This is a genomic window from Serratia sp. CC22-02, assembly GCF_900182895.1.
In the GTDB taxonomy this organism is placed as follows: Bacteria; Pseudomonadota; Gammaproteobacteria; order Enterobacterales; family Enterobacteriaceae; genus Serratia; species Serratia nevei.
In genome coordinates this window covers 110,811-131,143 of the sequence record NZ_FXUD01000005.1, presented here as the reverse complement: position 1 = coordinate 131,143, position 20,333 = coordinate 110,811, and the positions used below count along the sequence as shown (strand labels likewise).

16 protein-coding genes are annotated in these 20,333 nt (G+C 61.0%); 6 read left to right on the top strand and 10 right to left on the bottom strand.

The window, feature by feature from the left end:
- Positions 1-252 precede the first annotated feature (252 nt).
- Positions 253-1,932 (top strand): PglL family O-oligosaccharyltransferase, encoded by a 1,680-nt coding sequence (locus QOL81_RS17550; protein ID WP_197757816.1) that lies wholly within the window; start codon positions 253-255, stop codon positions 1,930-1,932.
- 27 nt (positions 1,933-1,959) lie between these two features.
- On the opposite strand, the gene QOL81_RS17545 is transcribed toward QOL81_RS17550, so the two are convergent.
- The 10 genes from QOL81_RS17545 to csrD form a co-directional block, all read right to left on the bottom strand.
- Positions 1,960-2,742, bottom strand: coding sequence for a CDP-diacylglycerol pyrophosphatase (locus tag QOL81_RS17545; protein ID WP_197757817.1), 783 nt, complete (start codon positions 2,740-2,742; stop codon positions 1,960-1,962).
- 107 nt (positions 2,743-2,849) lie between these two features.
- Positions 2,850-4,295: a metalloprotease TldD gene (gene tldD, locus QOL81_RS17540; RefSeq protein WP_049273727.1), complete on the bottom strand. Its 1,446-nt coding sequence runs from the start codon at positions 4,293-4,295 to the stop codon at positions 2,850-2,852.
- A 7-nt stretch (positions 4,296-4,302) separates the two neighbouring features.
- Entirely contained in the window at positions 4,303-5,163 is an 861-nt protein-coding gene (gene nit1 / locus QOL81_RS17535) for a deaminated glutathione amidase (RefSeq protein ID WP_060424620.1), read from the bottom strand.
- Positions 5,160-8,963: an AsmA2 domain-containing protein YhdP gene (yhdP, locus tag QOL81_RS17530; RefSeq protein ID WP_169318792.1), complete on the bottom strand. Its 3,804-nt coding sequence runs from the start codon at positions 8,961-8,963 to the stop codon at positions 5,160-5,162. The genes nit1 and yhdP overlap by 4 nt, the downstream gene beginning before the upstream one ends.
- Positions 8,964-9,049: 86 nt before the next feature.
- The gene (gene rng, locus QOL81_RS17525; RefSeq protein WP_025304418.1) at positions 9,050-10,519 is read right to left on the bottom strand and encodes a ribonuclease G; all 1,470 of its coding nucleotides are present in this window, start codon (positions 10,517-10,519) and stop codon (positions 9,050-9,052) included.
- Between the two features lie 38 nt (positions 10,520-10,557).
- Positions 10,558-11,142, bottom strand: a complete 585-nt coding sequence (locus QOL81_RS17520; RefSeq protein ID WP_004936921.1) for a Maf family protein — start codon at positions 11,140-11,142, stop codon at positions 10,558-10,560.
- Positions 11,143-11,152: 10 nt separating this feature from the next.
- Positions 11,153-11,641: a rod shape-determining protein MreD gene (mreD, locus tag QOL81_RS17515; protein ID WP_004936918.1), complete on the bottom strand. Its 489-nt coding sequence runs from the start codon at positions 11,639-11,641 to the stop codon at positions 11,153-11,155.
- Entirely contained in the window at positions 11,638-12,663 is a 1,026-nt protein-coding gene (gene mreC / locus QOL81_RS17510; protein ID WP_060440962.1) for a rod shape-determining protein MreC, read from the bottom strand. Before mreC ends, mreD begins: the two co-directional genes overlap by 4 nt.
- A 94-nt stretch (positions 12,664-12,757) precedes the next feature.
- Positions 12,758-13,801 carry a rod shape-determining protein MreB gene (gene mreB / locus QOL81_RS17505; protein ID WP_003855260.1) on the bottom strand — a complete coding sequence of 348 codons (1,044 nt, stop codon included), beginning with the start codon at positions 13,799-13,801 and terminating at the stop codon, positions 12,758-12,760.
- 413 nt (positions 13,802-14,214) lie between these two features.
- Positions 14,215-16,149 carry an RNase E specificity factor CsrD gene (gene csrD / locus QOL81_RS17500; RefSeq protein ID WP_060440961.1) on the bottom strand — a complete coding sequence of 645 codons (1,935 nt, stop codon included), beginning with the start codon at positions 16,147-16,149 and terminating at the stop codon, positions 14,215-14,217.
- A gap of 204 nt (positions 16,150-16,353) precedes the next feature.
- Here csrD and acuI point away from each other — a divergent pair, with 204 nt between their 5' ends.
- The 5 genes from acuI (at position 16,354) to accB (ending at position 20,328) form a co-directional block, all read left to right on the top strand.
- A complete protein-coding gene (gene acuI, locus QOL81_RS17495) occupies positions 16,354-17,331 on the top strand; it encodes an acrylyl-CoA reductase (NADPH) (RefSeq protein ID WP_047729768.1) in 978 nt (325 codons plus the stop codon).
- 155 nt (positions 17,332-17,486) lie between these two features.
- Entirely contained in the window at positions 17,487-18,488 is a 1,002-nt protein-coding gene (msrP, locus tag QOL81_RS17490; protein ID WP_047729767.1) for a protein-methionine-sulfoxide reductase catalytic subunit MsrP, read from the top strand.
- Positions 18,489-19,088, top strand: a complete 600-nt coding sequence (gene msrQ, locus QOL81_RS17485) for a protein-methionine-sulfoxide reductase heme-binding subunit MsrQ (protein WP_047729766.1) — start codon at positions 18,489-18,491, stop codon at positions 19,086-19,088.
- A 287-nt stretch (positions 19,089-19,375) separates the two neighbouring features.
- Positions 19,376-19,828 carry a type II 3-dehydroquinate dehydratase gene (gene aroQ, locus QOL81_RS17480; protein WP_004936891.1) on the top strand — a complete coding sequence of 151 codons (453 nt, stop codon included), beginning with the start codon at positions 19,376-19,378 and terminating at the stop codon, positions 19,826-19,828.
- A gap of 32 nt (positions 19,829-19,860) precedes the next feature.
- Positions 19,861-20,328 carry an acetyl-CoA carboxylase biotin carboxyl carrier protein gene (gene accB / locus QOL81_RS17475; protein WP_038879746.1) on the top strand — a complete coding sequence of 156 codons (468 nt, stop codon included), beginning with the start codon at positions 19,861-19,863 and terminating at the stop codon, positions 20,326-20,328.
- The last annotated feature ends 5 nt before the right edge of the window (positions 20,329-20,333 follow it).

The window sequence follows — 20,333 nt, the reverse complement described above, 5'->3', positions numbered from 1 at the left end:
AGAAAATGACAACCCTGTTTTAAAATAAAGAAAAAACCTTTTTTCAAGCAACTGAATACGGCTTCCCCTTTTTATACAAGCAGTCCCCGCGCTCACAGGGGGAAATTATTTATCACTTCGACATGAAGTCTTTTCAATTCCTATAAAGCATTTTAGGCATTGACGCTTCAGCGAATTTAACCATCAGGATAAGGATAGGAAATCCTCAAAACATGCATTCAATGAACGATATCGAGACATGGCGGGTTAACCATGACCGATAAAGCCCCCGTTAACGCACCGGCTATCGCCGTGTTGCCCCTGCTGCTGATCTGGATGGCGGTGATCCTGCCGGTCTATCACCCCAACATGGGCGGCGGCGGCCTGGCGCTGCCGCAAAATATTCTGGCCTGGAGCGTCATGGCACTGACCACGCTGATCGTGACCTTCACCGTTTGCCTTGGCCGTACCCGTCTTTCGCTTACCCCCACGGCACGCCTGTTGCTGCTCGGCATCGCCGTGCTGGCGCTGCCGCTGCTGTATACCCGCCCCGAGTGGCGCGAAGATGCCCTGTGGCGCTGCGCCGGTTTGCTCGGCGGTTGGCTGTTCTATGTCGCCTGTCTGCAGCTGCGCCTGACAGCCCGGCAGCGCAACCTGTTGCTGTACGGCCTGCTGTTCGCCGTCGGCGTTCAGGCGTTGCTAGCGGCGCTACAGCTGTTCGCCCCTGCTCTGGCCTGGGTATCTCCTAACGGCAGCCGGGTCTACGGCGTCTTTCAGCAACCGAACGTGCTGGGCAGCTTCATCGCCACCGGGCTGGCTTTGGCGCTCTGGCTGCTGCTTGCCCCTCTCTCTGTGCCGACGCGGCGGCAGCTCCCGCTGCTCGTGTTGCTGGCCGCTTTTTCCACCCTGCTGGTGCTGATCCAGTCGCGCGCCGCCTGGCTGGGCGGTGCCCTGGCAGCGGCGTTGCTGCTGTGGCGTTTTGCCCGCCAGAGCCCGGCCGTGAGCCGCTGGGCCGGCGGTGCGCTGCTGTTGGGCGTGGCGCTCGGTACCACGGTGTTGCTCACCGGTTTCGGTCTGGATGGCCGCGCGGGTCTGATCGGTCGGGAGCTTTCCAATAGCGCTCGCCTGACCATGCTCCATGACGTCGGCGCCATGATCCTGGCCAAACCGCTGCTAGGCTGGGGCTACGGCGGCTTTGAATACAGCTTCGCGCACTTCCGTCTGCAGACAATGCCCTGGCGAGAAGTGTTGGAAGTCGCCGGGCACCCGCACAATGAAATCCTGCTCTGGTGGGTTGAGGGCGGCCTGCCGGCGCTGGCGGGTATCGTTATCGTCCTCGTCGCCGGCGCGCTGCTGTTGAAACGCGCCTGGCAACGGGATCGCGAGCAGCCGGCCGGTGTGCGCGTCGGGCTGTTTCTGGTGCTGCTGCCAATGCTGGTACACACCCAGCTGGAATACCCTTTCTATCTGTCTGCGCCGCATTGGCTGGCGTTTCTGCTGCTGCTGGCGCTGCTGGATGGCCAAACCGGCGAGCCGCGCCCGCTGCCGTTCGCCAAAGCCCTGAGCCTACCGGTGGCGATGGCGGCCATCGGCGTACTGGTGATGGCGGTCTTCGCCTGGCAAGGGCGCATGGCGCTCACCCAATCGGAGCGCACCATGCTGGCCACCATCGACAGCATCGAGCAGATGCCGCCGGCCGCCGCCTGGATCTACCGGGAGCGCAAAACCTTCGACGAGCAATCTCACGCGCTGCTGGTCTATAACCAAACGCGTGATGATGCCCTGTTGACCGGCTATCGGCAGTGGGCCAACGCCTATCTGCAGCGCCGTATCGACGCCAACGTCTACGCCACGCTGATCATGATCTTGCGCTACCAGGGTGCTCAGGCGGAAGCCGACGCTCGCCAGCGGGAGGCCGCTTTCCTGTTTGCGCGGGATGCGCGGTTCAGGTAGGAAAAGTGAGGTGAGAGCGTGTTGCTCTCACCTGCCGTCTTGAGATTCACGCGGCAAAATCGCGCACGCTTTATCCAGCAGCGATTCTACCGAGGCGCGGTTGCCAACGTCCCAGCCGCGCTTCGAGGCCAGCAAGATAAACCCCCGTTGGCCGGCAAACGTGGTCGGGACGACGGCCACGCCATATTCCGCCAGCTGCTGCGGCGACAGATGAAAATAATCCGCAAGATCCTTAATCGGGTAGATGCCCATCGCGGTCGGTTGCATCACGCGGCGGGCAAAGTAGGTGTGGCGCAACAGCTTATCCGGCAAAGGTCGCCATTGTTCCTGAATATAGGGGCGCTCTGCCTGCAATTGGCGCCGTACATCTTCGCGCAGACAGGTCAGGTGAATATGCAATTGGTTCTGGCTGCGGCCATAAGCGGAGTTGATCGCCATGCCCAGCCTGTCGTCCGGCACCGGCCCGCCATACTCGGCGGCCAGCCGGTAACGCATCAGCCATGCATAGCCAAAATAGTCCGTCCGCTCCCCGGCCAGCAACTGCGGGCTTTCAATGCCGGAAAGCGGCGCCGTCGGCACCAAAATGAAGTGATAGGGATAACGCGGGTTTTGCAGCACGCTAAAACCCTGCGCTTTCCCCTGCGGCATATAAATCTGCTCACACGGGGCCGGATCGCGCTTTTGCTGATAGTTGGCCATGCAGAGCTTATCGACCACGCCCCACAGCGCATCGGAACGGGCGCAGCCCGTCAGGGAAAGAACGCCCAGCAACAGCAACCAACGCTGGGTAGACACACCAAAGCACGCCATCGTCATCTTTCTCGGCATCATCGCCGCACAGCACTCTTTGCGTGGGCGAGAAAAAACTCAAAATGGGGAATGAACAAGGGGCCAGTGCATGGCCCCTTGAGGAAAGATTACGCCGTGCCGCCGACGGTCAGCGTATCCAGTTTCAGCGTCGGTTGGCCGACGCCTACCGGCACGCTCTGGCCTTCCTTGCCGCACACGCCCACGCCTTTATCGAGCGCCAGATCGTTGCCGACCATCGAGATCTGCTGCATCGCCTCGATGCCGGAGCCGATCAGCGTCGCCCCTTTCACCGGTTTGGTGATGCGGCCCTTCTCGATCAGGTAGGCTTCGGTGGTGGAGAACACGAACTTGCCGGAGGTGATGTCCACCTGGCCGCCGCCAAAGTTCGGCGCGTACAGGCCGTACTCGACGCTGGCGATGATCTCTTCCGGCGTCGATTGGCCCGCCAGCATGTAGGTATTGGTCATGCGCGGCATCGGCAGATGCGCATAGGACTCGCGGCGGCCGTTGCCGGTCGGCGCGACGCCCATCAACCGCGCGTTGAGCTTGTCCTGCATGTAGCCTTTCAGCACGCCGTTTTCGATCAGCACGTTGTACTGGCCCGGCACGCCTTCGTCGTCGATCGCCAGCGAACCGCGCCGCCCTTGCAGGGTGCCGTCATCCACCACGGTGCACAGCTCGGAAGCCACCAGCTCGCCCATATGGCCGCTGAACACCGAGGTGCCACGCCGATTGAAGTCGCCTTCCAGGCCGTGGCCCACCGCCTCGTGCAGCAGGACACCCGGCCAGCCGGCCCCCAGCACCACCGGCATATTGCCGGCCGGCGCCGCCACCGCGCCAAGGTTGACCAGCGCCATGCGCACCGCTTCTTTGGCGTAAGCATCGGCGCGCACGTCGCCGTCGACGGTTTCCAGGAAGTAGTCATAGCCGAAACGGCCGCCGCCGCCGCTGGAGCCGCGCTCACGCTTGCCATCCTGCTCCACCAGCACGCTGACGGAGAGGCGTACCAGCGGGCGAACGTCCGCCGCCAGCGTGCCGTCGGTGGCAGCCACCAACACCTGTTCGTAAACGCCGGTGATGCTGGCGTTCACTTCCTGCACCCGTGCATCGGCGGCACGCGCCACCTTGTCGACGCGGTGCAGCAGGGCAATTTTCTCTTCGCGCGGCAGGCTTTGCAGCGGATCGAGCAGCGGGTACAGCGCCCGATAGCCGATCTCGCCCAGGGTGTGCGCCCGCCCGTCACCCTGCTCACGCACGATGCTGCGCGCCGCCTGGGCGCTCTGCTGCAGCGCATTCAGGGTGATCTGATCGGCATAGGCGAAGCCGGTCTTCTCGCCGCTGACGGCGCGCACGCCAACGCCCTGGTCGATATTGTAAGAGCCATCCTTGATGATGCCGTCCTCGATCACCCAGGCTTCGTGATAGCTGGACTGGAAATAGAGATCGGCGTAATCGATACGGCGTTCTGCCAGTTGACCCAGTACCTTGTACAGGTCTTGATGACTCAGCTTGTTGGTAGCGAGTAACTGCTCACTGACAAACGTCAGGCTCATAATGGTTTCACTCTTGATTGGAGGATAACTTGTCAGACGGCGCCGTCAGCGACGTCTGGAATCGGTTGTGCTGCAGCACCGGCATCTGCGCACGAATATTTTTCAGGCTTGCGGTGTCCACGCGCACCTTCAGCGCCGCCACGGCGTCCGCGTTCTCAGCCAGCACCTTGCCCCAGCCGTCGACAGCCAGCGAGTGGCCCCAGGTGCGGCGGGTCGGCCCGTGGCGCCCCACCTGCGCCGGCGCCAGGATCATGCACTGGTTCTCGATCGCCCGGGCGCGCAGCAGAATTTCCCAATGCGCCTCGCCGGTGACCCGGGTAAAGGCCGCCGGCACTGAAATCAGTTCGGCCCCCTGCGCCCGCAGCGCCTGGAACAGCGCGGGAAAGCGCAGATCGTAGCATATGGTCATACCCAAACGCCCGACCGGCGTATCCACTACCGTCAGGTGCTGCCCGTGCTGGTAGGTATCCGACTCGCGGTAGTGGCCGTGCGCATCGTTGATGTCCACATCGAACATGTGCAGCTTGTCGTAGCGGGCGCGGATTTCGCCCTGCTCGTCGAACAACAGGCTGCTGGTGGTGATAAGCTCCGGGTTTTCGCGGCTGATCAAGGGCATCGAGCCCACCAGCAACCACACGCCATAGCGGCGCGCCAGCTCGCGCACCGCGTTTTGCAGCGGACCGTCGCCCTGTTTTTCCGCCTGTTGGCGGTAAGCCGCGGAGTTGGCGAACAGCAACGCGTTCTCCGGCGTCATGACCAGTTTTACCCCGGCATTGAGCTGTTTGATCTGCTGTTCAATCTGGGCCAGGTTATCGCGCACCTGATCGCCACTGCACAACTGCAACAACGCAACGTTAGCATTCCTCATGACGCCTTATCCTCCTTTGCCTTACGAAGTACCTCATTGATCTTCGGCTGGTCGAGATCGCCGCCGATATGGTAGCGAATCAGCGAAATCTTGCTCCACAGCGGCCCCAGCACCTGCGAGGCGGCAAATACCGCCGCGCCGACGATCGGGTTCACCACAAACGCCGTGGCCACGCCGACGGTCGCCGAAATCGCCGGCGCCACCACCGCCTCCATATCAATACGGCGGCGCGCCAGATCGATCTGGCCACTCATGGCGATATCCGCCGCCAAGCCGTCGATCAATAGATTATCAGTATGCATTATGCCATCTTTCAGCCAGGCGGTGCTGCGGATGGAATCAAAGTAGAAGCCTTTGCCGAAGGTATCGCTGAAATCGAACTGCAGCTTGCGCAGCAAGGCGTCGAAGCTGACCAATCGCAGCAACTGACCGGCACGGCCGCCGCCCATGCTGTCGATCTCGCCCTTGCCCATCTTGACCTGCAGCGCGCCGCTCAGCGTATTGACCTGCGGCTGCCACGGCGCGCCGTGCCAGTACAGATCGAAGTCCACGTCGTAAGGCGCGCCTTTCAGCGGAATAGTGATGCCGAAGAAGGCGGCGGTTTCATCTATTTTGCCGCCGAGCAGCTTGCCTTTCAGCGAGCTGCGCTCTTCCTGCGCATTTTGCTTCCACAGGCCGGTGGCGCTCATACGCCCTTTGCCGGTGTCGACCAGGCCGTGATCCAGCGTCAGGGTATCCCCCCGATTGCTCAGATCCGCCTCGACCCTGCCGAAGTTCTGCCCCAGCACCCAGCACGACTTGCAGCGCAGCATCAGCGAAGGCCAGTCGCGGAAGGAAACTTTCTCCGCCGGCGGCGTCGGCGTGCCCGCCGCGTTTTTCGTCTCGGCGAACTGCGGGTTGTAATACAGGTAGTTGATATCGGCGCGCCACGGCCCGCGATCGGCCACCCGCAGGCTGCCGTCCACTTCATCGCTCTTGGCGCTCACCACGGTGGCACCCAGCTGTTTTTCGGCCGACAGCGTCAGCTTATGCCAGGCCTGGCCGCCCAACAGCAGCTGCGGCGTGGTCAGCGCCACGGTGGTGGGGAAGCTGAAACCGCCCACCTGACCGCTACCGCCCCCCTGTTTCAGCGCCGGCGCCAGCAACGCCAGCCACTGCTCGCCGTCCAGCGCCGGCAGGTTCAGCGTCATCGACTTGCCGGCCGGCAGCGGCGGCGTGCCGCCACCGTTGGTTTGCCAGGCGGCGCGCGCCAGATTCACCTGTTTTTTGTCGAAGCGCCATTCACTGTTGAAGCGGTTTTGCTTGCCCGCGCTGCCGGTCAACATGAAGCCGTTCAGACCGCCTTTGACCTTAACGTTCACCGGCAACGCCTCGCCCGGCGGTTTGTCCAGCGGTGAAGGTAAGTGACTGCTCACTTTTTTCAAATCCGCGTCGATGCCGATATCGTAGCTGGCCGAGCCCTGATGTGGGAGCGTGATGGCCACCTGGCTCTGCCAGGGCGCACTGCCGCTGAGCGCATCGGCAACCTCTTTCGGCAGGCCGGGGAACTTGCCCGGCTGCCAATCACCCTTCAGGCCGACGTCAATCTTGTAGTCGCGAGCGCCTTCCTGCGTGGAGAAGTTGACCGCCACCGGCTGCCCGAACCAGGTGGCCGACAGCGGGTCGCTCTGCAGGTTACCGTTGTCGAAGCGGAACTTGCCGCTGAGCTTCTGCAACTCGCTATCCAGCGGCTTAATCAGCAACGAGTTGTTGTTCAGCGCCACTTCACCGGTGGCTTTGACCAGCTCGCCGTCCAAGGGGATATTGAGATGTAAGCGCCCACTGACATCACCGCCAATCTGCAGCTGATCCAGCGCCGCCCCCAGCGAATCGTGCAACGGCGTCTGCATGAAGTAGTCGTGCACGTCGCTGCCCGCGCCTGCGACTTCGGCGTCGATCAGCAGCCGCTCTTTCAGGTAATCCGGGATCACCGCGCTGATATTTTTGCCCGCCACCTTGCCCAACCGGGTTTGCGGCGCATGCATCCACAGCCCCTCGTTGGCGAAGTCGAGGTCGATCGCCAAATCGGTCAGCGCCGGCCAGCCCGGTTGGAACTGGAAGGTGGCGTGGCGCAGCGGCACGAAGACTTCAAACTGTCCTTCGTTTTTACGGTACGGGAAGTGCTGCGGATCGCCGGAATAAATCAGCGTGGCGTTATCTACCTGGCCGCCCTGAATGGCGCCGCTCAGGTAGTCCACCAGATGCTTGCCCATCAGCGGTTCAGGGAAATAGCGCCAGGCGTCGGCGCCGTCATACAGGCGGATGCCCGCCAGAATGTTCAGCCACGGATCGCCCTTGGCCGGCTGCTGATAACGAAAATCGCCGTTGACCCACAGCGACTTCGCCTTGACGTCCAGCCCCTGGCTCGCCAGCTCCCAGCCTTGATCGTTGTAACGCCAGGTCAGCGCGCCACGCGCGCTGCTGATTTCAAGCGGGGCGCGGAACATGTCGCCGTAAGGCAAGGTGCTGCCTGCCAGCCCCAGCGTCAGGCGGCCGTTCTCCACCCCACCGCTCAACGCGCCGGAGAAGTGGTTGACGCCCGGCAGCAGTTCCCAACGCTGCCAGCTGACATCGCGCCACAGCGCCTGGAAACGGCTCTTTTCCGGCTGGTTCAACGGGATGTCCAGCGCCAAGGCCTCCATCATCCCCTGCGGCTGCAGATCGTTCCAGCGATCGAGCACGTCCGGGCTGAGGAACGAGAAGGTCGGCAGCAGCGCCGACAGGCGCTCCAGCTGAAGGTTGGTCGCGCGCACCCGCAGCTCTTCATTCTGCGCCGGCCCCATGAACTCGGTGTTTTCCGGCAGCCACAGGGCGGAAAGCGTGCCCTGCGGCCAAGCCTGGCCGTCGGTGCTCAAGCGCAGCTGCGGCACGTCGAGCTGCCAACCGGTACCCTGGCGGCGCAGCGACAGCGCCAGATTGTCCACGTCCAGCCGGTGCTGCGCGGCGCCGGTATTCCAGTTGGCCGCCCCCTGCTTGAGCAACGCGTGGCCGCCGGCAATCTCGCCGTTCTGCACCTGCAGCCAGGCCGCCAGGCTGAAGTCGGCGCTTTCCAGCCCGGTGTTGGCGCGCAGCCAGCGGGTAAACCAGGGTTTCATGTCGATGTTATCGGCCTGCAGGTAGACCGTGCCAGTGTCCAACAGGCCCTGATTATCGCGCAGGTCCATGCGCAGCTGCACCACGCCGTGTTGGCCGTTCAGCGTCGACAGGCTGATCTGCCCCTCGGCGCGGTGACGATCGCGGCCGTTGAGCCAGGTCAGCTGAGGAATGTCGAATTCGGCGCGCGCGCCGGCGGGCGTCAGGAACGAGATGCGGCTGTCGCGCAAATCGAAGTGGTCGAGCTGGCGTAGCATCAGATCGCTGATTTTACCCGGTTCAAGGCCTTCGCCCTGCCGGTCGCCGCCCAGCGTGGCGTTCAGATCGAGCCGGAATTGATAGAAGGTCAGATCGCGGAACTGCCAGCGCCAGTGCAGCAGCGATTGCCACACGTCCAGCGCCAGCGTCACGCGTTCGATATGCACATCGCTTTTGGGCAGCGTAACGCTCAGGTTACGCACTTCAAGCTGTGGGCCGAACGTTTCCCAACTGCCCTGCAGGAAATCCATCTGCACGGGCACGCCGGACAGCTTCTCCACCTGCGCCAGCAGTTGGGGACGGTAGTCGTTCAGCTTCGGCAGCATCAGGCGCAGCCCGCTGATCAGCAGCGCCACAATCACGATTAGGGTGGCGCCTGTTGCTAACAAAATCCCAGGCAGTCGCCTCACGCAGTTCTCCTTGCTCCGCTGCCTGGCAACGGGAATATCTATGCACTGACGGGCCCGGCATCCGGGCCCTTACGATGTCGGACGGGCTACATCATGACGACGTCGAACTGCTCCTGGCTGTACAACGGTTCGATCTGCACCTTCACCTGTTTGCCGACGAAGATCTCCACTTCGGCCAGCGCATGCGACTCTTCGCTCTTCAGCGCTTCGCCGACCGCCGCCGAAGCGTACACCAGGAAGCGATCGGAATCGTAAGCATGGTGCACGCGCACAATCTCGCGCAGGATCTCGTAGCACACGGTTTCCACCGTTTTCACGGTGCCGCGTCCATTGCAAGTAGGACAATCGTGACAGAGCACATGTTCAATGCTTTCACGCGTTCGTTTACGCGTCATTTCAACTAAGCCTAGCTGAGAGAAGCCGTTAATCGTGGTTTTTACCCGATCTTTACTCAACGCCTGCTCCAGCGAGTGCAGCACCCGGCGGCGATGCTCTTCGTTGTTCATATCGATAAAGTCGATGATGATGATGCCGCCCAGGTTACGCAGCCGCAGCTGGCGCGCGATGGCCTGTGTCGCCTCGATGTTGGTATTGAAGATGGTTTCGTCGAGGTTGCGGTGGCCGACGAAGGCGCCGGTGTTGATGTCGACCGTGGTCATCGCCTCGGTCTGATCGATGATCAGATAGCCGCCAGACTTCAGCTCCACCTTGCGTTCCAGCGCACGCTGGATCTCGTTTTCCACATCGTACAGATCGAAAATCGGCTGGCTGCCGGTATAGAGTTCGAGCTTGTTGGTAATGTCCGGGATGTACTCGCCGGTAAACTCCACCAGCAGATCGTGCGTTAGCCGCGAATCGACGCGGATGCGATCCAGCGCCGCGCCGGCGAAATCGCGCAAGATGCGTTGCGCCAACGCCAGCTCGCCGTACAGCTTGTATTTGGTCTGGTTGCGCTTCTTGCGCTCCATTACCTTGGTCCACAGGCGTTTAAGGAACGCGGCATCCTGCGCCAGCTCTTCCTCGCCGATGCCTTCCGCCGCGGTGCGGATGATAAAACCGCCCAGCTCGTCGCAGTGCGGCGCAACGATGGATTTCAGGCGCTCGCGCTCGGCTTCGCTGTCGATACGCTGTGAAACGCCGACGTGCGCCGCGCCCGGCATGAAGACCAGATAGCGCGATGGCAGCGTGATGTCAGTGGTCAGGCGCGCGCCCTTGGTGCCGAGCGGATCTTTCACCACCTGCACCATCAGGTCTTGCCCCTGGCGCACCAGCTCGGCGATGTCGCGCACGTGGAAGTTTTTCCGCTCGTCGCCGGCGACACATTCGGTATGCGGCATGATGTCGGAGGCGTGCAGGAAGGCGGCCTTGTCCAGGCCGATGTCGACGAACGCCGCCTGCATCCCCGGCAAGACGCGGCTGACGCGCCCTTTATAGATATTGCCGACGATGCCGCGTTTGGATTCGCGTTCGATATGGATCTCTTGCAGAATGCCGCCATCGATATAGGCGACCCGCGTTTCAGACGGTGTGATATTAACCAGTAGCTCAGCTGTCATGCCTTCTCCTCAGAGCCGGTCGATAATGGCAGCGCCCATCAACCGGTTCTTACATCACGTAATGCGACAAAATTACTGAGCAGCTCATGTGTTTCGACCAGCGGCAGACCGACCACCGCGTGATAACTCCCGGTTATCGTTCTGACGAAACAACCACCCTTTCCTTGAATTCCATAGGCGCCCGCTTTATCCATCGGTTCGCCCGTAGCAATATAGTCGCGGATATCCTGTTGTGACAGGCTGCGGAACGTCACGTCGGTCACCACCAGCTGGCAGCGCACGTCGTGGCGATCGGCGATCGCCACCGCCGTCATCACCTGATGCTGTTTGCCCGACAGAGCCGCCAGCATGTCCGCCGCATGGGCTTCGTCGCGCGGCTTCTCCAGCACCCGGCCGTTGAGCACCACGATGGTGTCGGCGCCCAGCACCGGCCGATCTTCCTGCGCCAACGCTACACCCGCTTTGGCCTTGTCCTGCGCCAGGCGGCGCACATAGGCTTCGGCGGCTTCGCCTTCCCGGCGCTGCTCTTCGGTATGCGTCAGCAGAATGTCGAACGACACGCCCAACAGGGTCAGCAGTTCACGTCGACGTGGGGAGCCGGAGGCCAGATAAAGCGAAGTCATTGAGATACCCTTACTGTACGGCGAACTGACGGCGGATTTTGCGCATCAACAGGAACAACCACGGCCACAAAATGCCGTTTACCACACTACTCCAGAACACCTCTGGGCGGAAAGAGACGTTGATCACTAAAAACTCAGCCCAGAACACCACCACGTCCATCGACAGCGACAGCAGCACGACGATCAGCGCCTGTTGCCACAGCGCCATATTGCGGAACAGTTGGAATTTGAACGCCACCAGGTAGGCGATAATACCCAGCGCCAGCGCGCGCACGCCCAGCGTGGAGCCGAGGATCAGATCCATGATCAACCCCAGCACGAAGCCGGTGCCGACGTTGACCCGGTGCGGCAAGGCCATTACCCAGTAGATCAGGATCAACACCAGCCAGGAAGGCCGGAACATGTAGATTTGCTCCGGCCACGGCATGATTTGCAGCACCAACGCCACCAGGAACGACAGCCAGATTATCCAGCGCCCGTGGCTGCGGTAGCTGTTCATTGCACCACTCCCGCCGCGGCAGGCTGAGCTTGAGGCTGGGCAGACGCCGGAGCGGCGGTTTGCGGCGCCACGCCGGTAGCCGGAGCCGGCAGCTGAGGCCCGACCGAACCGGCAGGCGGCAGCACCTGCGGCATCATCTGCATCAGGCGTTCATTGGCCACGCGGTGCACTTCGTCCGGCGGCAGCGGCATGTCGCCGTTGCGATCGGCGCCCCACAGCAGCAGCAGGTAGCGCAAGCGCTGCAGACCGGCGGTCGGCCGCGCCTGAATCACGGTGTAAGCGCGCTGGTTGTCGACCTTGACCGAGGAGACCACCGCCACCGGATAGCCTTCCGGGAAGCGGCCGCCGAGGCCGGAGGTCACCAGCACGTCGCCAACGCGGATATCGGTGTTGTTCGGCAGGTGCTCCAGCTGCAGATCGTCGGCGCAGCCGCTGCCTGCGGCAATCACCCGAATATCGTTGCGCAGCACCTGGATCGGCAGCGCGTGCGAGGCATCGCAGATCAGCAGCACGCGGCTGGTGACTTTCGCCACCGCCACCACCTGACCGACCACGCCTTTGTCGCTGATCACCGGCTGGCCTTCATAGACGCCGTTGTCCGACCCTTTGTCGATCACCACCTGATCGCTGTACGGATCGGAACCGGTGGAGATGACCTGGGTCACCATCTTGTGTTCGTCCTGGCGCAGCGGGGAACCCAGCAGCTCGCGCAAGCGGGCGTTTTCCTGCTTGAATTGGCCAAGAAGAAGAATATCGCTGTTTTTCAGCAGCAGTTCCTGCCGCAGAGCTCGGTTTTCCAGCTCCAGCTGTTGGCGGGTAGCCAGCGTTTCTGACACGCTGTCCAAAACTTTACGCGGCCCGTTGGCCAGAAAATAGAAAGGGCTGACTGCGGTGTCCATGTAGTTGCGTATCTTCACGAACGTGCCGAGCCGGCTGTCGGCAACGATCAGGCCAATGGCCGCGATCACCGCCAAAAAAAGTCGCAGTTGCAGGGAAGGCCCCCTGCTAAAAATCGGCTTCATAAATTATGCGAGTTCCTCGACAACAGAAAGAGGAACCGTACCCGATTTTCGCTGTGCGCATTCATCCGATACGATTCCTCCTTCCAGGGGCTGACTATTCTTCGCTGAACAAATCGCCGCCGTGCATGTCGATCATTTCCAACGCCTTGCCGCCACCGCGCGCTACGCAGGTCAACGGATCTTCCGCCACCACGACCGGAATACCGGTTTCTTCCATCAGCAGACGATCGAGGTTGCGCAGCAGCGCGCCGCCGCCGGTCAAGACCATACCACGTTCGGAAATGTCGGAGGCCAATTCTGGCGGGCACTGCTCCAGCGCAACCATCACCGCGCTGACGATGCCGGTCAGCGGCTCTTGCAGGGCTTCGAGGATTTCATTGGAGTTCAGGGTAAAGCCGCGCGGTACGCCTTCGGCCAGGTTACGGCCGCGGACTTCGATTTCGCGCACTTCGTCGCCCGGATAGGCAGAACCGATTTCGTGCTTGATGCGCTCGGCGGTCGCTTCGCCGATCAGCGAGCCGTAGTTACGGCGCACATAATTGATGATGGCTTCATCGAAGCGGTCGCCGCCGATGCGCACGGAAGAGGAGTACACCACGCCGTTCAGCGAGATCACCGCCACTTCCGTGGTACCGCCACCGATATCCACCACCATGGAACCGGTCGCTTCGGAAACCGGCAGACCTGCGCCGATCGCCGCCGCCATCGGCTCTTCAATCAGGAACACTTCACGCGCGCCGGCCCCTTGGGCGGACTCGCGGATAGCGCGGCGTTCAACCTGGGTTGCGCCGACCGGCACACAGACCAGCACGCGCGGGCTTGGGCGCATGAAGCTGTTGCTGTGAACCTGTTTGATAAAGTGCTGCAGCATTTTTTCGGTCACGAAGAAGTCGGCGATCACGCCGTCTTTCATCGGGCGAATAGCCGCGATGTTACCGGGGGTGCGGCCCAGCATCTGTTTGGCGTCATGACCGACGGCCGCTACGCTCTTTGGGGAGCCGGCACGATCCTGGCGAATGGCAACCACCGAAGGTTCATTCAGTACGATGCCTTGCCCTTTAACATAAATCAGGGTATTGGCGGTACCCAAGTCGATGGACAAGTCGTTGGAAAACATGCCACGAAATTTCTTAAACATAACGAAAGGATAATCCTGCAAGCTGGGGGCGGAAAATAAAATCCGCCTACTTTACCAACCACACGAAGCAGCGACAAGGCGCAAAAACGTTCTACTTCGGTGAAAAATAGTCTGTATTGTTTCTGCTCGAATGCACGGAAATTGGATGAGGCCTGAATTCCCTGAACAAAGGCTCAGTTTACCACCCTGTCAACGCACGAAACGGCGTAACACAGCTCATAAAATCTAACATATTCCCTGATTGCCGCCGATGGTAAGCACCTACCAACGTCAACCAGATAAAAGCTGACAAGAGCCTATCTCAAATAGGCGTCGTTGTCGCAGGCAGATTGGAGAAAACTCCAAAATGACGGGTGACATGGCCCAGATGGATCCGGCGTTCATTCTACGTCAATTTTTGTCCGGCAATCAGCTTAAACACGATAACGACGTGAATATTTTTTACGCCCCACGTCGATCGGTTCCGGCGACGCAAAAAAGTCGCCCTGCCCGCCGTGGATACCACGCTCTTTCAGCGTCTGCCACTCGTTGCGCGTGCGTACGCTGGCGGCGAACACCTGCGCGTGCGTGCCCGCGCAGGCGCCCGTCAGGCTCTGCACGAACAGCTGATTTTCGTCCCGCTTATCGATACTCCGCACCAGCCCCGGGTGGAGCTTGACGATCTCCACCTGCAACGACTTGATATAGGACGTACTGACCACGGTTAAACCCGCTTTGGACACCGCGAGGCGGCAGCCCAGCCCTGACAGCAACTTCAGTACCGGACGCAAACGGTCGATATGTTGACACACATCTGCCTCCGCAAGTTCAATCAGAATTCGCCTACGCTGACTTTTTTCGCACTGCAACAGCGTATCGCGCAGCCAGCGCTGGAAAGAACGCTGCAAAATCGAGTCGACGCACAGCGGAAACGCCAGCGTTTCCTCAGGCCATTGCGCCAGCAAGGGGATGATGCGGCTCACCTGTTGGCGATCGTAACTCTCCGCCAACCCCAGCTGCTGCACCAGCGGCATATATTCCGCCGGCAGCAACTCCTGGGAGCCGTCATAAATCCGGCTCATGATCTCAAGATGGTGTACCTCGCCTGCCACGGTCACCGCCGGTTTCTGATACAGCCGCGGGCCGCCGCGCGCCAGTACCTGTTCCAGCAAAGTGCGCCACTTGACGCTGCCGCGCCCCTTTTCCGGCACCTGGCTGTCGTACACATACCAGCCGTTCTCGCCCTGCAGCGTCGCGTGGCGCGTCGCCTGCTCCGCGTAATCGATCACCTGCTCCGTGGTTTGGCCGCTGCGGTACGCCACGATGCCGATGTGCAGGAAGGCCTCACGATCGATCAGCGCCGTGGAAGGCAAGGCATCGATGGCGTTGACCAGCTGTGACGCGATGCCGTCGGCCTCCTTCAGGGTTCGATGCGGCAACAGCACGGTAAAATCGCTGTGGAAATAGCGCGCCAGCAGCGCCGAGGGGTAGCGCATCACGAAGGTAGACAGCAGGTTGACCAGCGAATACATCAGCTCCTGGACCGCCACGCTGCCGTGCGTGTCGCGCAGGGTCTCGAAATCGGGCAGCCGCACCATCATCACGATGCCGTGCGAACCTTCGTCTTCCAGCTGAGTGGTCAATTGATTATCGAAGAACAGGCGATTATTCAGCCCGGTTTTGGCGTCCTGCGCGGCGAAGGCGCGGATCAGCGTATCGACCCGGCTGCGCTCTTCCCGCGCTTCCGCCAGATCGGCCAGCAGGCGATCGAGCGCGCCGCTGACGTTGGCCGGCCACTCACGCACGTCGCCCTGCATGACGTTTTCACGCTCGCCGTTCAGAATGCGCCGCGCGCGGCGTTCCAGGCGATCTTCACCGTCGGCCTGCTCACGCAACCAGCGCAGGCTGAACAGCAAAACCACCACCATGACGACGATCGACAGCGTGACGGCGGCGGTGGACTGCAACGTGCGCACGTCGCTGGCGAAGGGATCGAGGTAAGTGATGTACAGCGTGCTGCCCGGATGTTGCAACAGGGGGCGCGAGACCTGACGATAGCCGTTCAGCGTATCCCAGGGCTCTTTTTTCAGCGTCGGCAATTTATAGTTGAGAAACTGGCTGGTGCCAGCCTCTACGCGGATCGACACGATGCCGAGCGGGCGCATGACGATCGGCAACCATTTCTCCTGATCGCGCGGCGATTCGTGCAACATGGCCTGATCGAGAGAGGTAACCAGCGAATCAAAGCGACGCTCCTGGCGATCCTGGGTAACGTAAAAGAAGCTGTATGAGCATCCCATCAGCATCAAAAACATCGCCAGCGCGACCAACAGAGTGATCAATGCAGAGAGTTTGGTGGTAAATCGCATCCCTGTGCCTTGTCCGCTATGGTTAAGTGAGTGTTCACCCTTTAGCTAAAAGGGGCCGTCCAACCCTAACAAGCCTTGCTGAAGAATTAAACCTGCAAGCGCCGTTTTTGTCCTTTATCAGGACTTGGGCCGCTTATTATGCATATAGTCAAATAAATGTGATTCAGCCATTGATAGAAAAGTGTAAACGAGAGGAAGAGTGACATGCGTGCACTGTTATTGGAACAACAAGACGACCAAACTCTGGCTCAAATCAAAGATATCGGCAGCGATCGGTTGCCGGAAGGCGATGTCACCGTCGACATCAACTGGTCCAGCCTAAATTATAAGGATGCGCTGGCGATCACCGGCAAAGGCAAGATCGTGCGCAACTTCCCGATGGTGCCGGGCATCGACTTCGCCGGCACCGTGCGCCACAGCCGCGACGATCGCTTCAAAGAGGGGCAAAGCGTGGTGCTCACCGGCTGGGGCGTAGGTGAACATCACTGGGGCGGCCTGGCCGAGCAGGCGCGCGTCTCGGGCGAATGGCTGGTACCGCTGCCGAACGGCCTGGATGAGCGCAAGGCGATGATCATCGGCACCGCCGGCTTTACCGCCATGCTGTGCGTCATGGCGCTGGAGGAAGGCGGCGTGCACCCGGACGACGGCGATATTCTGGTGACCGGCGCCAGCGGCGGCGTGGGCAGCACCGCCATCGCCCTGCTGGCGGCGTTGGGCTATCGGGTGACCGCCATCAGCGGCCGCGACAGCAATACCGACTACCTGAAAGCGCTCGGCGCCAAAGAGGTGATGTCGCGCGATGGCTATATCGACACGCCGCGCCCGCTGGAGAAACAGCTGTGGGCCGGCGCGGTGGACACCGTCGGCGACAAACTGCTGGCGCGGGTGCTGGCGCAGATGAACTATAACGGCACCGTCGCCGCCTGCGGCCTGGCGGGCGGTTATCAGCTGCCGACCACCGTGATGCCGTTCATTCTGCGCAACGTGCGTCTGCAGGGCGTGGATTCGGTACATACGCCGCTGCACCGCCGCCAAACCGCCTGGGAGCGGCTGGCCGGTATTCTGCCGGACAGCTTCTATCAGCAGGCCACGCATGAAATCACCCTCGAGCAGGCGCCGGCCACCGCCGCCGCGCTGCTGAACAACCAAATCACCGGCCGCACCCTGGTGAAAATCCGCTGACCTTCTCCCCCCGGCAACGGGGGTTCACCCGCTTCTGCGAAATTTCATATTTTCCCGCGTCCCCTCGCTTCCGGCCGGCTTTAGCGCCATGCTTATTTCATGGAGACCCGTTAGCCGCTCGCAGGCGGCGGGAATCAGTCGCGGAGAACATAAGCATGAACAAACACCCGAAATTGACCGAGGCCGACGTCACGCCGGAGAGCGTGTTCCACCAGCGGCGCAAAGTGCTGCAGGCGCTCGGCATCACCGCCGCTACGCTGGCGCTGCCTACCGGCGCACGGGCGGACCTGCTGTCGTGGTTCAAAGGCAACGATCGCCCCAAGGCGCCGCCGGGCAAAGCGCTGGAATTCAGCAAGCCGGCCGCCTGGCAGGCGCAGCTGGCAATGACGCCGGAAGACAAGGTCACCGGCTACAACAACTTCTATGAATTCGGCCTCGACAAAGCCGATCCGGCCGCCAACGCCGGCGGGCTGAAAACCGAAGGCTGGAAAGTGCGCATCGACGGCGAAGTGGCGAAGCCGATAACGCTGGATATCGACGATCTGATGAAGCGTTTCCCGCTGGAACAGCGCATTTACCGCATGCGCTGCGTCGAGGCCTGGTCGATGGTGGTGCCGTGGATCGGTTTCGAACTGGGCAAGCTTCTCAAGCTGGCCGAGCCGAACAGCAACGCGCGCTACGTGGCCTTCCAGACGCTGTACGATCCGGAGCAGATGCCCGGCCAGAAAGATCGCTTTATCGGTGGCGGCCTGAAATACCCCTACGTCGAAGGGCTGCGGCTGGACGAGGCGATGCATCCGCTGGCGCTGCTGACCGTCGGCGTGTACGGCAAAACCCTGCCGCCGCAAAACGGCGCGCCGCTGCGGCTGATCACACCGTGGAAATACGGCTTCAAAGGCATCAAATCGATCGTGCATATCCGTCTGGTGCGCGATCAGCCGCCGACCACCTGGAACCAATCCGCGCCGAACGAGTACGGTTTTTATGCCAACGTGAACCCGCACGTCGATCATCCGCGCTGGTCGCAGGCCACCGAGCGCTTCATCGGCTCCGGCGGCATTCTCGACGTCAAACGCCAACCGACGCTGCTGTTCAACGGCTATGCCGATCAGGTGGCGTCGCTGTATCGCGGCATGGATTTGCGGGAGAATTTCTAAGTGCGCCTGACGCCTGTTCATATCAAATGGCTGAAAGCCGCCCTGCATCTGGCGGCGTTTTTGCCCTTTCTGTGGTTGGTGCTGGCGGTAGATCAGGGCTGGTTCAGCGCCGATCCGTCCAAGGACATCCAACATTTTACCGGCAGGATGACGCTGAAACTGCTGCTGGCCACGCTGATGATCGCCCCGCTGGCGCGCTACGCCCGCCAGCCACTGCTAATCCGCTGCCGCCGTCTGGTGGGGCTGTGGTGCTTTGCCTGGGGCACGCTGCACCTGATAAGCTACTCCACGTTGGAGCTGGGGCTGAGCAACCTCGGCCTGCTGGGCAGCGAGTTGGTGAACCGACCTTACCTGACACTCGGCATCCTCACCTGGCTGATCCTGCTGGCGCTGGCGGCCACCTCGACGCTGTGGGCGATGCGCAAACTGGGCGCCAAATGGCAAATGTTGCATAACTTCGTCTATCTGGCAGCGATCCTCGCCCCCATCCACTACCTGTGGTCGGTCAAAACGTTTTCCCCCCAGCCGTTCATCTACGCGCTGCTGGCGGTGGCGCTGTTGGGCCTGCGTTACAAGAAATTCCGCGCCTGGTGGCGCTGAATCACGCGGCGGCACGCGTTATTGTCGTTGAAAAACACGTGCCGCCGGCCGGAACTTTTTCTGTGTTCCAGCGCTCATATTCCTGTCACGGATCCCCGAGTTAGTCGATTTGGGGTTGAATATCTTCGCTGATAAGACCAGTATTTAGCTGCGAATTGCTACGATATCGTTATAATGCCCGACCTTGTTTCTGTTCTCAGGGTGAATTGGCCCCTTAACAGGTGACAAATCGATAACATCGGGTTATTTTCTACGATGATGGTTTTATTGCCGGAGATACCAGCACAATGGCGGATAAGTTTCACATTTTGCTTCTGAACGGCCCCAATCTCAATCTGCTGGGGACGCGTGAGCCGGAGAAGTACGGCAGCACGACGCTGACAGAGATTGTTAACGGATTGGAAAACCAGGCATCCGCATTGGATATTACCCTGAGCCATCTGCAATCCAACGCCGAGCATCAGCTGATCGATCGCATTCATCAGGCGCGCGGCAACACCGATTTCATTCTGATAAACCCGGCGGCGTTCACGCATACCAGCGTGGCGCTGCGCGATGCGTTGCTGGCGGTGCAGATCCCGTTCATCGAGATCCACCTGTCCAACGTGCACGCCCGCGAACCTTTCCGCCATCACTCCTATCTCTCAGACGTGGCGGTAGGCGTGATTTGCGGCCTCGGCGCGGATGGCTACGCTTTCGCTTTACAGGCAGCGGTTAACCGTCTGTCAAAAACCCACTAATTGCTCCACAAAAAGAGTACGGAATCACACTCATGGATATTCGTAAAATCAAGAAACTGATCGAACTGGTTGAAGAATCAGGCATTTCTGAACTGGAAATCTCTGAAGGCGAAGAATCGGTTCGCATCAGCCGTGCCGCACCGGCGCAGGCTTACCCTGTCATGCAACAGGCCTATGCGATGCCGGCACAGCAGCAGCCGGCCCTGGCTGCCGCCGTTGCTACCGCACCTGCGGCAGAAACCCCGGCGGCACCGGCGGCCATGAGTGGCCACGTCGTTCGTTCGCCAATGGTAGGCACCTTCTACCGCACCCCAAGCCCGGACGCGAAAGCCTTCGTGGAAGTGGGCCAGAAAGTGAACGCCGGCGATACCCTGTGCATCGTTGAAGCCATGAAAATGATGAACCAGATCGAAGCGGACAAGTCCGGCGTCGTGAAAGCCATCCTGGTGGAAAACGGCCAGCCGGTCGAATATGACGAGCCGCTGGTCGTCATCGAATAACGAGG

Excerpts from the sequence above, each read along its gene's own strand:
- QOL81_RS17520 (WP_004936921.1), bottom strand. The coding sequence starts at position 11,142 with ATGACTTCGCTTTATCTGGCCTCCGGCTCCCCACGTCGACGTGAACTG.
- mreC (WP_060440962.1), bottom strand. The coding sequence starts at position 12,663 with ATGAAGCCGATTTTTAGCAGGGGGCCTTCCCTGCAACTGCGACTTTTT.
- QOL81_RS17550 (WP_197757816.1), top strand. The coding sequence starts at position 253 with ATGACCGATAAAGCCCCCGTTAACGCACCGGCTATCGCCGTGTTGCCC.
- accB (WP_038879746.1), top strand. The coding sequence starts at position 19,861 with ATGGATATTCGTAAAATCAAGAAACTGATCGAACTGGTTGAAGAATCA.
- mreB (WP_003855260.1), bottom strand. The coding sequence starts at position 13,801 with ATGTTTAAGAAATTTCGTGGCATGTTTTCCAACGACTTGTCCATCGAC.
- csrD (WP_060440961.1), bottom strand. The coding sequence starts at position 16,149 with ATGCGATTTACCACCAAACTCTCTGCATTGATCACTCTGTTGGTCGCG.
- QOL81_RS17545 (WP_197757817.1), bottom strand. The coding sequence starts at position 2,742 with ATGGCGTGCTTTGGTGTGTCTACCCAGCGTTGGTTGCTGTTGCTGGGC.
- aroQ (WP_004936891.1), top strand. The coding sequence starts at position 19,376 with ATGGCGGATAAGTTTCACATTTTGCTTCTGAACGGCCCCAATCTCAAT.
- tldD (WP_049273727.1), bottom strand. The coding sequence starts at position 4,295 with ATGAGCCTGACGTTTGTCAGTGAGCAGTTACTCGCTACCAACAAGCTG.
- msrP (WP_047729767.1), top strand. The coding sequence starts at position 17,487 with ATGAACAAACACCCGAAATTGACCGAGGCCGACGTCACGCCGGAGAGC.
- rng (WP_025304418.1), bottom strand. The coding sequence starts at position 10,519 with ATGACAGCTGAGCTACTGGTTAATATCACACCGTCTGAAACGCGGGTC.
- nit1 (WP_060424620.1), bottom strand. The coding sequence starts at position 5,163 with ATGAGGAATGCTAACGTTGCGTTGTTGCAGTTGTGCAGTGGCGATCAG.
- acuI (WP_047729768.1), top strand. The coding sequence starts at position 16,354 with ATGCGTGCACTGTTATTGGAACAACAAGACGACCAAACTCTGGCTCAA.
- mreD (WP_004936918.1), bottom strand. The coding sequence starts at position 11,641 with ATGAACAGCTACCGCAGCCACGGGCGCTGGATAATCTGGCTGTCGTTC.